Source organism: Rhizobium sp. P1_E6 (genome assembly GCF_056405875.1).
The window spans coordinates 1-14,529 of sequence record NZ_JBFUBG010000055.1 but is presented as its reverse complement, the minus strand read 5'-3'; the positions used below and the strand labels follow the sequence as shown (position 1 = coordinate 14,529).

Sequence of the window (14,529 nt, the reverse complement as noted above, 5' to 3'; positions counted from 1 at the left end):
AAACGGCCGGCCTACGCGCCGGCCGCGACCCCTTCCCGGCGAACGAGGATATAGAAGCGCGCGCAGAGCATGGCGGCAGCGGCCGCAAGCCCGACGAGGAAGCCGTACCAGATGCCGAGCCCGCCGAAACCGAACGGAAAGGCAAAGGCCCATGCGAGGAAGAAACCGATCGGCCAATAGGCGATCAGCGCCATGATCATCGGCACGCGCGCATCCTTCAGTCCGCGCAACAAGCCGCTGGCGATTGCCTGCAGGCCGTCGACGAACTGGAAGAGGCCGGCAATGATGATCAGCGGACCGGCATAGGCCAGCACCTGAGGCGCCTCCGGCAGGCTGACATCGAGGAACAGGCGCGCGAGAACCTGCGGTATGGTCGCGAAGATGATGCTGCCGATGATCGCGGCAACACTGGCGATGATCAGCACGGTGATCGCAGCCCGCACCAGACCGGCGTGATCGCCCTGCCCGTGCGCAACGCCGACGCGGACGGTTGCCGCCTGGCCAAGACCGAGCGGGATCATGAAGGCCATCGAAGCCCACTGCAGGGCAATGCCGTGGGCTGCAAGTTCGATCGTGCCGATATGGCCCATCAGCAGCGAGGCGGCGGTGAACAGGCTGACTTCGGYCAGGATGGTGATGCTGATCGGCAAGCCCAAGCGGATGACCTCGAAGAAGGCATGCCAGTCCGGCTTCCAGAAACGCACGAAGATCTCGTAGCGCCGCGTCTCCTCCCTGCTCTGCACGTAGGACAGAATGAACAGGAAACCGGCCGCCTGCACCGCAACAGATACGATGGCAGCACCTTCAAGGCCCATGACCGGCAGGCCGAAATGACCGAGCACCAGGATGTAAGCGCCGATCGCATTCAGCACCAGCATGGCGATGGTGACCTGGAGAATGACGCCGGCCTTGCCGATGGCGCTGACGAGTGCGCGCATCACATTGTAGAGCAGGCCCGGCAGCACGCCGAACTGACCGATGACGATATAGCCATGGGCGAGCTTCGCGACCTCCGGCTTCTGACCGAAGTACTGCAAGATCGCCTCGGAATTGAAGAAGGCCGGCTGCATCAGCAGCCAGTAGCAGATGACCACCCAGATACCCATGCGCAGCGACCGGCGCACCGTCACCACGTCGCCGCGGCCATAGGCCTGCGCCACCATCGGAATGACGGCAATCGCAAAACCCGAACCGAAGATCAGGATCGTGAACAGGAACTGCGCCGAAAGCACCATGGCAGCCAAATGCTCGGCTCCGAGCTGGCCGACGATCATAACGTCGGTCATGCCGATGCCGAACTGCGCCAGTTGGGCACCGATCAACGGCACGCCGAGCATCAGCGTGGCGCGGAAATGCGCAGACCAGCGGTTGTCGGTGGCAGGCGCGGCGGCGCGCACCTCGATCGGCGTGTCCATGACACTCTTCCTGTAATTGAATCTGTTTGGGCCATATTACGGCAAATATCCTGTCGCCTTAGAGCAAAATAGCGCAAAGAACCACCCTGAAACGGGCAGATGCTGAAAAATTCATCATGGCTTCACTGATTTTGATAGATCACTCGGCGGCGTTGAAAGCGCCTGCCGGCGTCTTCGCCGTCGTCACCCGCATCAGGAATACAACTGCCGCGAAAAGAATGAAAAACGCTGCCAAGAGAAAGGGCGCACCGGCGAAGATGACCGGCGCGTCCGGCTTGGTGAAATAGCCGAACATCTGCGTGAAGATCAGCGGGCCGATAATCGTCGTGATGCTGCTGATGCTGGTGAGCGCGCCCTGCAGCTCGCCCTGTGCCGAAGGCGGCACCTTGCCGGCCGCAATGCTGCGAAGCGGCGGATCCGCGACATTCTCCATGACCGTCAATACGATCACGGCATAGACGACCCAGCCCTCCCAGGCGAAGGCATAGCCTGTGAGAGCGGTCATCGAGAAACACAGGCCAAGCAGCGCCGTCTTCCATTCACCGAGAACAGGGACGACACGCGGAAGAACGAGTCCCATGACGAGAGCTGCGCCGATCCCGTAGATGCCGAGGGACAGGCCGATCTGCCCTTCACTCCAGCCGTAACGGAAAGTCGAGACGAAGGACCAGACCGAGGGATAGACGGCATGGGCGAGGAAAAACAGGAACATGACGAGGCAAACCCAGCCGATGCCGGGATAGTGCCGCATCTGCCGCAAAGCGCCGAGCGGGTTTGCTCGCTTCCATTCGAAGGTGCGGCGGTTCTTCGCTTCCAGCGTCTCCGGCAGCAGGAAACAGGCGGCGACAAAATTGATGAAGGAAAGCGCGGCCGCACCGAAGAACGGCACGCGCGGCCCGAACTCGCCTAGGAAGCCGCCGATAACGGGGCCGACCGTGAAACCGACACCGAAGGCGATGCCGATCAGGCCGAAATTCTTGGCGCGGTTCTCCTCATTGCTGATGTCGGCGATATAGGCCGAGCAGGTGGCGAAACTGCCGCCGCTGATGCCCGCGAGCACCCTGCCGACGAAGAGCATCCAGTAGCTGGTGGCAATGGCGCAGATGAAATTATCGAACGCGAAGGTCAGCACGGAGAGCAGCAGGATCGGGCGGCGCCCGAAACGGTCGCTCAAGTTTCCGAGCAGCGGCGCAAACAGGAACTGCATCAGCGAATAGATCAGCATCAGCCAGCCGCCGTCGACGGCCGCATCGCTGACCGTGCCACCCGTCAACTCCTCCAGAAAAACGGGCAGCACCGGCATGATGATGGCAATGCCGATAATATCCAGAAAGAGAATGATGAAGACCAGGAAAAGGCCGCGGCGAACGAATTTCGGATCAAGCATGAGACATCTCTACAGCCGGTATTTTCTGAAAAGACGATCTCGTCGCCGAGTATATGACATAGCCGATTGAAATAGCCGAAACAATACGTGAACATTTCAATGTTTTGATGGCGGGGCCGCCAAAACAGATGGTTCAGACACTTTTCCGTTGCTCCATCCGCACAAAATCCACAAAAGCCCGCAGCGGCGCGGGCATCTGATGGCGGCTCGGATAATAGAGGGAGGGGCCGGAAAATTCGCTACCCCATTCGCTTAAAATGGGCATCAGCCGGCCATCCGCTATGCCGGGCGTCAGCAGCTCTTCGAACGTGTGGATGATGCCAAGCCCGGCAAGCGCCGCTTCAATTTCCATCTCCGCCGCATTGGCGATGATCGGACCGGACGGAGTGATGACCAGCGTCTCATCGCCGCGTTCGAACTCCCATGCAAGAGAGGCGCCGCTCAGGAAGCGATGGCGGATACAGCTATGCTCCAGCAGATCCCGCGGGTGCTGCGGTACGCCTCGCCTCTCGAGATAGGCAGGAGAGGCAGCCGTCACATAGCGCTGCCTGCGTGGGCCGATTGGCACGGCAATCATGTCGCGTTCCAGCCTCTCATCATAACGAACACCGGCATCGAAACCGGCGGCCAGCACATCGATGAAATTATCGTCGGCTATGATCTCCAGCGTGATCTGCGGGTAGAGCGCGAGGAACCGTGCGGCGAGTCCGGCCATGAAAAGCTTCACGACTATGCTTGGCACATTGAGCCGCAGAGTGCCCGCCGGTTTATCGCGGAAACTGTCGAGCTGACCAAGCGCGGCAGCGACTTCCGAAAGCGCCGGGGACAGCCGTTCGAGCAACCGCTCTCCGGCTGCCGTCGGTGTCACGGAACGCGTCGTGCGGTTGAGAAGCCGCACGCCGAGCCGTTCTTCCAGCCGCCGCAGAGAATCGCTTAAGGAGGACGCGGAAACGCCGCGCTTACGGGCCGCAGACCGAAAACTGCGCTCCCTTGCAATTGCAGCAAAGGCATCCAGATCACTGAGGGGAAGATCGTCCATTGTGCATTGACCCGTACGGCCTGTTCGAAACTATCCGGATTATCGCACAGAGTTAACAGCGGTAAAACCGCATCCGAAGACGCCATCGGGGCGCTGAAGGAGAAGAAGATGCAGACCTATCGTTTGGGAAAGACCGGCCCGGAAGTTTCGGTCATCGGCCTCGGCTGCATGGGCATGTCGGGCATGTACGGTCCGTCCGATCGCGCTGAAAGCATTGCAACCATTCATGCCGCGCTGGATGTCGGCGTCAACCTGCTCGATACCGGCGATTTCTATGGCATGGGCCACAATGAAATGCTGATCGGCGAAGCGCTGAAAGGCCGCAAGCGCGAGGACGTCGTCATCAGCGTCAAGTTCGGCGCGCTGCGCGATCCCTCGAATGGCTGGAACGGTTACGACGCCCGCCCGATCGCGGTGAAGAACTTCCTCGCTTATACGCTGCAGCGACTCGGTGTCGATTACATCGATATCTACCGTCCCGCCCGCCTCGATCCGAACGTTCCGATCGAGGAAACGGTCGGCGCCATCGCCGATCTCATCAAGGCGGGTTATGTCCGCCAAGTCGGGCTTTCCGAAGTCGGCGCCGATGCGATCCGCCGGGCCGCCACCGTGGCACCCATCGCCGACCTGCAGATCGAATATTCGCTGATTTCCCGCGGCATCGAGGATGAAATCCTGCCGGCGACCCGCGAACTCGGTATTTCCATCACCGCCTATGGCGTGCTGTCGCGCGGCCTCATCAGCGGCCACTGGCAGAAGGGCCAGCACGGACAAGGCGATTTCCGCGCCGTCAGCCCCCGCTTTCAAGAAGGCAATATCGATGAGAACCTCGCTCTGGTGGAAGAACTCAGGAAGATCGCCATCCTCAAGGGCGCCTCGGTCGCCCAGGTCGCAATCGCCTGGGTGGCGGCACAGGGCAAGGATATCGTGCCGGTGGTCGGCGCCCGCCGCCGCGACCGCCTGACGGAAGCGCTCGGCTCCCGCGCGGTCGAACTGACCGACGACGACCTCTCCGCCATCGAACGCGCCGTGCCGAAAGGTGCCGCCAAGGGCGCCCGCTATCCGGAAGCCCAGCTCAAGCACATGGACAGCGAAAAGTAAGCTGCCCCGACGTCCCGGCACCCTGCCCTTGAGGCTGGGTGCCGGCTCTCGAACTCAGATCGGGTTGGAGAATGTATCGCAGGCCGCAAGCTGTCCGCTGTCGAAACCGCGCTTGAACCAGCGCGCGCGCTGGGCCGACGTGCCGTGGTTGAAACTCTCAGGCACGACATAGCCCTGCGAGCGCTTCTGCAGCGTATCGTCGCCGATCTGCTGGGCGGCATTCAGCGCTTCCTCCAGATCGCCGGCGTCGAGAATACCCTTCTGCTGCGTATATTTGCCCCAGATACCGGCAAAGCAATCCGCCTGCAGTTCGACACGAACCGACATCTTGTTGGCGTCGGCCTCGCTCATGCTCTGGCGCGCCTGATTGAACTTCGGCAGGATGCCGAGCAGGTTCTGCACATGGTGGCCAACCTCATGGGCGACCACATAGGCTTCGGCGAAATCGCCGGATGCGCCGAACTGGTCGGAAAGCTGTTGGAAGAAGGCCGTGTCGAGATAAACCTTGTGATCACCGGGGCAATAGAAGGGACCAGTCGCAGCCGAGGCGAAACCGCAGGCTGATTGCGTCTGGCCGGAGAAGAGCACGAGGCGCGGTTCTTCGTAATCCTTGCCCTGGGACTGGAAGATGCCATGCCAGGTATCTTCGGTCTCGGCAAGAACCGTGCGCACAAAGGCCGTCATCTCGTCATTTGCGGGCGCCTGTGAGGAAGATTCGCTCTGCGAATAGCCGGAATCGCCCATTGAGCCACCACCGCCATCCATCACCTGCATGAGATCGATGCCCATCGCCTTGAAGATCAGGTAGATGACGACGAGGAAAATGATCATGCCGATGCTGAGCCCGCCACCGCGACGGCCGACACCGCCGCCCGATGGAAAACTGAAGCCGCCACCGCGGCCGAAGGGATTGCGTCCCGTACCACCGGAGGGATCGCCACGGCGATCCTCGATATTGTCGGACTGACGCCGGCCTTTCCATTCCATCTTCGATCTCCCCGGCGATGCGCGCCATGCATGCTCTCAGGAGTAAGTTATATATCCGGTGCGAGGACGAATTCCAGCCGCTTCCTCACGCCGCCCGGCTGCGGCGCGCACGAAAGCGGATAGCGCCAAAAATCGCAGCGACGACCAGCCCGAACACCGCTGCGGCCAGCCAGCTGTTGCCGGAGAAGGCGACCGCATTCATCAACCGGCCCGGCAGCAGCGTGGCAAGGCCCGCAACGACGATGCCGCCGAAATACATGCCCGATACGATCCGGCGATGCGTGTGGATATCGTGCCGCCGCGCGGCAAGGATCGCCCGCCAGCTTCCGGCCCCGCCGACGCTTCGGCTGAAGAAATGCCGGCAACTGCTTGACGCGACTCCAGCTTTCCCGCTTCCTGATGGTGAGGAGATCTGCAGGAGGATGTCGATGAAAGCTGTGCGCCTGGAAGCGACCGGAAAACTGTATATGCGCGAGGTCGAAAAGCCCGTTCCCGGACCGGGCGACCTGCTGGTGCGCATCGAAGCTTGCGGCATCTGCGGCACCGACCGGCATCTTTTCCTCGGCGAATTCCCCTCCCATCCACCGGTAACCCTCGGCCATGAATTCGCCGGCATCATCGAAGCGGTCGGACCCGAGGTCACCAGCTTCCGTTCCGGCATGCGCGTGACCGGCGATCCCAATATCGCCTGCGGCCGTTGCGAGGAGTGCCACAATGGCCGCGTCAATCTCTGCCGGAACCTGCAGGCGATCGGCATCCACCGCGACGGCGGTTTCGCTGAATACGTCTGCATGCCGCAAAGCCAGGCATTCGCGCTGCCGCTCGAACTCGATCCGCTGCACGGCGCCTTTTGCGAGCCTCTCGCCTGCTGCCTGCACGCCGTAGATCTCGCCAATATCAGGACCGGCGCTTCCGTCATCGTGCTCGGCGGCGGCGTGATCGGCCTGCTCACCGTCCAGCTTGCCCGGCTTGCCGGTGCGACGCGCATTCTTCTCGTCACCCGTAATGCGGACAAACGCGCGCTCGCTGAAAAACTTGGTGCCACCGCGACCGTCGACCCGTCGCAGGCGGATACCATCAGCGGCATTACCGGCGACGGCGGATTGCTTCCTGGCGGAGCCGACGTCGTCTTCGAATGCGCCGGCGTGCCGGAAACAATGATACAGGCACCACGGCTCGCAAGACGCGGCGGCACTGCCGTCATCCTTGGCGTCATGCCGCAAGGTGCAAAGATAGAGATCGAACCCTTCGACCTCTTGTTCCGCGAGGTAAACCTCGTCAGCTCTTTCCTCAACCCCTTCACGCACCAGCGCGCTGCCGATCTCATCGCGACGGGTGCGATCAAGGTTGAGCCATTGATTTCGCGCCGGATCACGCTCGAACAGACGCCCAATGCGATCGCCAATCCGGCCCCCGGCGGCGAGATTCGCACGTTGGCGATACCTGCCGGGCAATAGGCCCCCAAAAGCGATCCGGGATTCCTGTCGATTCCGTGATTTATGGGGTTCCGTTTGCAAAAACATTTGCCTATAAGCCGCTTCTAGCCTGAAAAGACCCTCAATGCGCGACCCGACCCGGTGCCCTCCCACCCTGGCCGGCTTTTTGCGCAGCTAGAAATGGATATCGCCCATGCCGAAGCGCCAAGACATCAAATCGATCCTCATCATCGGCGCGGGACCGATCGTCATCGGCCAGGCTTGCGAATTCGACTATTCCGGCACCCAGGCCTGCAAGGCGCTGAAAGAGGAAGGCTACCGCGTCATCCTCGTCAACTCCAACCCGGCAACGATCATGACCGATCCCGGCCTCGCCGACGCTACTTACGTCGAGCCGATCACGCCTGAGGTCGTCGCCAAGATCATCGCCAAGGAACGCCCCGACGCGCTGCTGCCTACCATGGGCGGCCAGACCGCACTGAATACCGCTCTTTCGCTGAAGCGCATGGGCGTGCTCGACCGCTATAATGTCGAGATGATCGGCGCAAAGCCTGCCGCGATCGACAAGGCCGAAGACCGCGCCCTCTTCCGCGAGGCGATGGCCAAGATCGGCCTCGAAACGCCGCAATCGATGCTGGCCAACGCCACCGACATCAAGGATGCCGACCGCAAGACGCATGAGGCCGAACGCACCAAGTTGCGCGAGGGTTTCTCGGGTCCGGAACTCGACAAGGCGCTCGACGAACTCGAAAACCAGTGGAACCTCGGAGAGACCGACCGCAAGCAGCGCTATATCAGTCATGCCATGGCAATCGCCGCGCAGGCGATCGACGTCGTCGGCCTGCCGGCCATCATCCGCCCCTCCTTCACCATGGGCGGCACCGGCGGCGGCATTGCCTACAACCGCTCGGAATTCTTCGAAATCGTCGGCGGCGGCCTCGATGCCTCGCCGACCACGGAAGTGCTGATCGAGGAATCGGTGCTCGGCTGGAAGGAATATGAGATGGAGGTCGTCCGCGACAAGGCGGACAACTGCATCATCATCTGCTCGATCGAGAATATCGATCCGATGGGCGTCCATACCGGCGACTCGATCACCGTMGCCCCGGCGCTGACGCTGACGGACAAGGAATACCAGATGATGCGCAACGCCTCGATCGCGGTTCTGCGCGAGATCGGCGTTGAGACCGGCGGCTCGAACGTGCAGTTCGCCGTCAATCCCAAGGACGGCCGCCTCGTCGTCATCGAAATGAACCCGCGCGTATCGCGCTCCTCCGCCTTGGCATCGAAGGCCACCGGCTTTCCGATCGCCAAGGTCGCGGCCAAGCTCGCCGTCGGCTACACGCTGGACGAACTCGACAACGACATCACCGGCGGCGCTACCCCCGCCTCCTTCGAACCGTCGATCGACTATGTTGTCACCAAGATCCCGCGCTTCGCCTTCGAGAAATTCCCCGGCGCCTCGCCTGTCCTGACGACGGCGATGAAGTCGGTCGGCGAAGTGATGGCTATCGGACGCACCTTTGCCGAATCCCTCCAGAAAGCGTTGCGTGGCCTCGAAACCGGCCTTACCGGCCTCGACGAAATCGAAATCCCCGGCGTCGAAGAAGGCGAATCCAGCCAGAACGCCATCCGCGCCGCAATCGGCACGCCGACGCCCGACCGCCTGCGCATGGTCGCCCAGGCACTACGCCAGGGCATGAGCATCGAAGAAGTACACGAAGGCTGCAAGATCGACCCGTGGTTTCTCGCCCAACTGAAGAACATCGTCGACATGGAGGCCCGCATTCGCGAGCACGGCCTGCCCGGTGATGCCGAAAACCTGCGCATGCTGAAGGCGATGGGCTTTTCCGACGCGCGTCTGGCGACGCTTGCCAACAAGCGTCCGAAGGAAGTGGCCGAAGTTCGCAACGCGCTGAACGTTCGCCCGGTCTTCAAGCGCATCGATACCTGCGCTGCCGAATTCGCCTCGCCGACCGCCTACATGTATTCGACCTACGAGACGCCCTTCGTCGGCATTGCCCGCTCCGAAGCCCAGGTCTCAGACCGGAAAAAGGTCGTCATCCTCGGCGGGGGCCCAAACCGTATCGGCCAGGGCATCGAATTCGACTATTGCTGCTGCCATGCCGCCTTCGCGCTGAAGGATGCCGGTTATGAAGCGATCATGATCAACTGCAATCCGGAAACGGTTTCGACCGACTACGACACATCGGACCGCCTCTACTTCGAGCCACTGACGGCCGAAGACGTGATCGAGATCCTCCGCGCCGAACAGGAAAGCGGCGAAGTCGTCGGCGTTATCGTCCAGTTCGGCGGCCAGACGCCGCTGAAGCTCGCCGAAGCGCTCGAAAAGAACGGCATCCCGATCCTTGGCACCGCGCCCGACATGATCGACCTCGCCGAAGATCGCGACCGCTTCCAGAAGTTGCTGATGAAGCTCGACCTCAATCAGCCCAACAACGGCATCGCCTATTCCGTCGAGCAGGCCCGCCTCGTCGCAAGCGAAATCGGCTTCCCGCTGGTCGTGCGCCCCTCCTACGTTCTCGGCGGCCGCGCCATGCAGATTCTGCATGCGGAAAGCCAGCTGCAGAGCTACCTACTCGACACCGTGCCGGAACTCGTGCCCGAGGATATCAAGCAGCGCTACCCGAACGACAAGACCGGCCAGATCAACACCCTGCTTGGCAAGAACCCGCTGCTCTTCGACAGCTACCTCAGCAACGCTATCGAAGTCGATGTCGATTGCCTCTCCGACGGCACCGACGTCTACATCGCCGGCATCATGGAACATATCGAGGAAGCCGGCATCCATTCGGGCGACAGCGCCTGTTCGCTGCCACCCCGCACGCTTTCGAACGAGATGCTCGACGAGCTGGAACGTCAGGCCAAGGCCATGGCCAAGGCGCTCAATGTCGGCGGCCTGATGAACGTGCAGTTCGCCATCAAGGACGGCACGGTCTACGTGCTCGAAGTCAACCCGCGCGCCTCGCGCACCGTGCCTTTCGTCGCCAAGACCATCGGCGCGCCGATCGCAAAGATCGCCGCCCGCGTCATGGCCGGCGAGAAGCTCGATGCGACCTTCGCGGCCTATGGCGAAAAGCCAGATCCGCGCGCGCTCAAGCACATCGCCGTCAAGGAAGCCGTTTTCCCCTTCGCCCGTTTCCCTGGTGTCGATACGCTGCTTGGCCCGGAAATGCGCTCGACCGGCGAAGTCATCGGTCTCGACACCGATTTCGCGCTGGCCTTCGCCAAGTCGCAGCTCGGCGCCGGCGTCGAACTGCCGCGTGAAGGCACGGTCTTCGTGTCCGTACGGGATGCCGACAAGACCCGCGTTCTGCCGGCGATCCGCATCCTCGTCGAACAGGGCTTCAAGGTGCTGGCGACCGGCGGCACTGCCCGCTTCCTCGGCGAGAACGGCATCGAGGCGACCAAGATCAACAAGGTTCTCGAGGGACGTCCGCATATCGAGGACGCCATCCGCAACCGCCAGGTCCAGCTGGTCATCAACACGACCGACGGCAACAAGGCGATCTCGGACTCCAAGTCGCTGCGCCGCGCCACGCTGATGCAGAAGGTGCCCTATTACACCACGATGGCCGGCGCCGAAGCTGCCGCTCAGGCGATCAAGGCGCTCAAGGCCGGCAACCTCGAAGTCCGCCCGCTGCAGAGCTACTTCTGATCCGCAAGGAGGCATTGCCTCCTCGTCCGGAACATACCCCGAGTTTGCTGCTCTTGGATCGGGAGCAGCATATCCTCGTCCTCTTCAAAAACACTGGAACGCAGTGAATCACTTTCTGCACTCAGGCCGCCAAATGCCTGATCAGATTCATGTCCTGCCGGAAGYGGGCAAGCTCCTGCACCTTCCTCTCCTCGTCGGGAATCCGCAGCAGATAGGAGGGATGCACGGTGACGAAGAGCGATCGCCCCTCCTCCATCGCAATCGGGCGCCCGCGGACATCCCCCAGCTTCTGCTTCTCACCGGTCAGGGAAAACAGCGCCGTCGCGCCCATCGCCACGATCAGTTTTGGCTTCACCAGATCGAGTTCCAGCTTCAGCCACCAGCGGCAATGCTGCACTTCGCCCATATTGGGCTTCTGGTGGATACGCCGCTTGCCGCGCGGCTCGTATTTGAAATGCTTCACGGCATTGGTGACATAGAGCCTCGACCGGTCGATGCCGGCATCAGTGATCGCCTCGTCGAAAATCTTTCCGGCCGGACCGACGAAGGGTCGGCCTGCAAGATCCTCCTGGTCGCCCGGCTGCTCGCCGACGAACATGATCTCCGCATYGGCAGGACCCTCACCGAAGACGGTCTGCGTCGCCTTCGCATGCAGCGGGCATCGACTGCAGACGGCTGCCTCCTCGCGCAATGCCTCCAGCGTCCCGACTGGCGCCATTTGTGGCACCGGCATCCRGGACGCCGCTTCCTGAATACGGTTATGATAGGGAAGCGGCATGGTCGCTTCACGCTCGGCCATGGCGAGGACTTTTGCTTCCGCCTCGGCGATCAGGCCCGGAATGAGATCGGCTTCCGGAAGGTTCTTCCAGTATTTCTTCGGCATCTCGGCCTGCATGGCCTTAACCTTCAGCCGAGCCGGATTGAAGATGCTGGCGTAATAGGTGCGCCAGAGATCGTCGGTCGCATCGCTGATATCGGGCTTTTGGCAGGGCGTATTGCTTGTTGTCAGCCGCTCGCCATCCCAGGCAGCCGATCCTTTCGGCGTGACGATCAACCAGTCCATGTCGGTGAAACGGCGCTGGAAGAAAGGCGCCTTGCGTGCCACGATGTAATGATCCGGCTCAAACCAGGCGATGAATTTCCGCCGCCTGCCGTCTGATGTCGCAACCTCCTTGAAGCGGACGAAGGCGGTCATCTTGTGGGCGTCGCGATGCACGCTCTTCTGCATCAGCCGGGCGCGAGACACATCTTCATCCGAGGCCAGATCGAGCAGATGCCGGTTCTCCTGCAAGCGCCATAGCAGGTTGTAGAGCAATGAAAAACGCTTGCGATCACTATGGCAGATCACCGCTTCGGCCAGTGCCATAAAGGCAGGCGGGACAGTCATCGGCTTGCCGTTGCTGGGTGGATCGGGCGGCAGGGCATCATGCTGGAAGGCAAAGCCCGTCTCACTGCTTTTCTCCTGCCAGTCGATCTCCTCTGGCGGAATTCCGGCCGCCGCAAAAGCACGGGCAGCCCTGCGCCACTCCTCGAAATCGCCCCTGCCCTCCAGCACGACCCGGCGCATCAAAGCAACGACAATTGTTCGGGTTGCGGTTCGAACATGGCTCGCAAGTCCGGCCGATCGACCAGCCGGTGCGGCGTCCAGCCCTCGGCTGTGATGAAGGCCTGCACCTTGCGGATCGACACGCCGAGCCGCGACAAATCCTCGAGCCGCAGACGACGTTGCCGCCGTTCGCTTAGGATCGCCTTCACTGTCTTGGTGCCTAGCCCCGGCACCCGCAGCAGCTTTTCGCGATCGGCGCGATTGACGTCGACGGGGAAATCGCCGCGATGGCCGAGCGCCCAGGCAAGCTTGGGATCGAGATTGAGATCCAGCATACCGCCGCCCTGCGTCGAGGTGATCTCGTCGATGCCAAATCCGTAAAACCGATAGAGCCAATCGGCCTGATACAGCCGATGCTCGCGCATCAGCGGCGGCTTGATGAGCGGCAGGTTCTTCGAACTGTCGGGGATCGGGCTGAAGGCGGAATAATAGACGCGCTTGAGCCCGTAGCTGCTGTAGAGTTGACCGCTGGTAGAGAGGATCGTCGCATCATTGGCGCCATCGGCCCCGACGATCATCTGCGTGCTCTGGCCGGCCGGCACGAACCGTTTGCGCCTCTTCGTCTGCAGCGTCGGCTCGCCCGCCGCTTCGATCTTCAGCCGAAGATCGCCCATCGAGCGGCGGATGCTGGCGGGCTTTTTCTCCGGCGCAAACCGGCTGATGCCGCTATCGGTCGGCAGCTCGATGTTGAGCGACAGGCGATCCGCATAGAGGCCCGCCTCCTCGATCAGGTGCGCTGAGGCATCGGGAATGGATTTCAGATGGATGTAGCCGCGGAAATTATGGGAGACCCGCAATTCCCGCACGATGCGCACCATTTCCTCCATCGTATGATCGGAGGAACGGATGATGCCGGAAGAGAGGAACAGCCCTTCGATGTAGTTGCGCCGGTAGAATTCCAGCGTCAGCCAGACGACCTCCTCCGGTGTGAAGCGGGCACGCTCGACATTGCTGGACGATCGATTGATGCAATAGGCGCAGTCATAGATACAGAAATTGGTGAGCAGGATTTTCAAGAGCGAAATGCATCGTCCATCCGGCGCATAGGCATGACAAATTCCCGCACCTTCAGTCGAGCCCAATCCGCCTGATGCCGTCGAATCGCGTTTGACCGTGCCGCTTGAGGCGCAGGAAGCGTCATATTTGGCGGCATCGGAAAGGATCGCCAATCGTTCTTTAAGCGACTTCTTCATAAGGATGTTCACTAAATGTTCACGATGGCAAAATCAAGACGGAGAAGCAGGTCAGTACCCAACTTCCTTTCAAAAGCAGGTACTTCTGGGTGAGGTCGAAACCTTCGATACGAATTTTATGGAAATTGCGCGTGCCGATCTGCTATAACCGACGAACCAAGATTGTAGCACGGTTCCGAAGTTCTCTTCGGGACCTGTTTTCTTTTGTGTCTGCGAGAACTGTGGACGCAGGGAGAGAAGGACGAAAAAATGGTTGATAAGGTACCGATGACACAGGGTGGTTTCGTCAAGTTGCAGGAAGAACTGCGCTGGCGTCAGCAGGAGGAGCGCCCGCGAATCATCGAGGCAATTGCGGAAGCGCGCGCCCATGGCGACCTTTCGGAAAATGCCGAGTACCATGCCGCCAAGGAAGCGCAGAGCCACAATGAAGGCCGCGTCGCCGAGCTCGAAGACCTGACGGCGCGCGCCGAAATCATCGACCTCTCCAAGATGTCGGGTGACAAGATCAAGTTCGGCGCCAAGGTGAAGCTCGTCGACGAGGACACCGAAGAGGAAAAGACCTATCAGATCGTCGGCGATCAGGAAGCCGACGTGAAGCAGGGCCGTATCTCCATCTCCTCCCCGATCGCTCGCGCGCTGATCGGCAAGGAAGTCGGCGACTCCATCGAAGTCAACGCCCCTGGTGG

At 61.3% G+C, this 14,529-nt stretch carries 11 protein-coding genes; 4 read left to right on the top strand and 7 right to left on the bottom strand.

The window, feature by feature from the left end; all coding sequences use genetic code 11:
• Positions 1-11: 11 nt before the first annotated feature.
• The 3 genes from AC1D35_RS22705 to AC1D35_RS22695 form a co-directional block, all read right to left on the bottom strand.
• Entirely contained in the window at positions 12-1,415 is a 1,404-nt protein-coding gene (locus AC1D35_RS22705) for an MATE family efflux transporter (protein WP_477940152.1), read from the bottom strand.
• 139 nt (positions 1,416-1,554) lie between these two features.
• Positions 1,555-2,802 (bottom strand): TCR/Tet family MFS transporter, encoded by a 1,248-nt coding sequence (locus AC1D35_RS22700; RefSeq protein WP_113308838.1) that lies wholly within the window; start codon positions 2,800-2,802, stop codon positions 1,555-1,557.
• Positions 2,803-2,935: 133 nt separating this feature from the next.
• Positions 2,936-3,841, bottom strand: a complete 906-nt coding sequence (locus tag AC1D35_RS22695) for a LysR family transcriptional regulator (RefSeq protein WP_113308837.1) — start codon at positions 3,839-3,841, stop codon at positions 2,936-2,938.
• Positions 3,842-3,949: 108 nt separating this feature from the next.
• Here AC1D35_RS22695 and AC1D35_RS22690 point away from each other — a divergent pair, with 108 nt between their 5' ends.
• On the top strand, positions 3,950-4,942 hold the full coding sequence (locus tag AC1D35_RS22690; protein ID WP_113308836.1) for an aldo/keto reductase: 993 nt from the start codon (positions 3,950-3,952) through the stop codon (positions 4,940-4,942).
• Positions 4,943-4,996: 54 nt separating this feature from the next.
• Here AC1D35_RS22690 and ypfJ read toward each other — a convergent pair whose 3' ends face one another.
• Positions 4,997-5,929, bottom strand: coding sequence for a KPN_02809 family neutral zinc metallopeptidase (gene ypfJ / locus AC1D35_RS22685; protein WP_113308835.1), 933 nt, complete (start codon positions 5,927-5,929; stop codon positions 4,997-4,999).
• Between the two features lie 85 nt (positions 5,930-6,014).
• Complete coding sequence (locus AC1D35_RS22680; RefSeq protein ID WP_477852522.1) at positions 6,015-6,188, bottom strand: hypothetical protein; 174 nt, start codon at positions 6,186-6,188, stop codon at positions 6,015-6,017.
• Between the two features lie 169 nt (positions 6,189-6,357).
• Here AC1D35_RS22680 and AC1D35_RS22675 point away from each other — a divergent pair, with 169 nt between their 5' ends.
• The gene (locus AC1D35_RS22675) at positions 6,358-7,386 is read left to right on the top strand and encodes a zinc-dependent alcohol dehydrogenase family protein (RefSeq protein WP_113308834.1); all 1,029 of its coding nucleotides are present in this window, start codon (positions 6,358-6,360) and stop codon (positions 7,384-7,386) included.
• Positions 7,387-7,558: 172 nt separating this feature from the next.
• On the top strand, positions 7,559-11,044 hold the full coding sequence (gene carB / locus AC1D35_RS22670) for a carbamoyl-phosphate synthase large subunit (RefSeq protein WP_113297619.1): 3,486 nt from the start codon (positions 7,559-7,561) through the stop codon (positions 11,042-11,044).
• Between the two features lie 121 nt (positions 11,045-11,165).
• Here the strand turns inward: carB and AC1D35_RS22665 are convergent, their stop codons facing one another.
• Both AC1D35_RS22665 and AC1D35_RS22660 read right to left on the bottom strand, forming a co-directional pair.
• Positions 11,166-12,611 (bottom strand): UdgX family uracil-DNA binding protein, encoded by a 1,446-nt coding sequence (locus AC1D35_RS22665; protein WP_477940148.1) that lies wholly within the window; start codon positions 12,609-12,611, stop codon positions 11,166-11,168.
• Positions 12,611-13,843 (bottom strand): putative DNA modification/repair radical SAM protein, encoded by a 1,233-nt coding sequence (locus AC1D35_RS22660; RefSeq protein ID WP_113308832.1) that lies wholly within the window; start codon positions 13,841-13,843, stop codon positions 12,611-12,613. The genes AC1D35_RS22665 and AC1D35_RS22660 overlap by 1 nt, the downstream gene beginning before the upstream one ends.
• Positions 13,844-14,092: 249 nt before the next feature.
• Between AC1D35_RS22660 and greA the strand changes: the two genes are divergently transcribed.
• Positions 14,093-14,529: transcription elongation factor GreA (gene greA / locus AC1D35_RS22655; RefSeq protein WP_477940146.1), on the top strand; the 437-nt coding region annotated here is incomplete at its 3' end.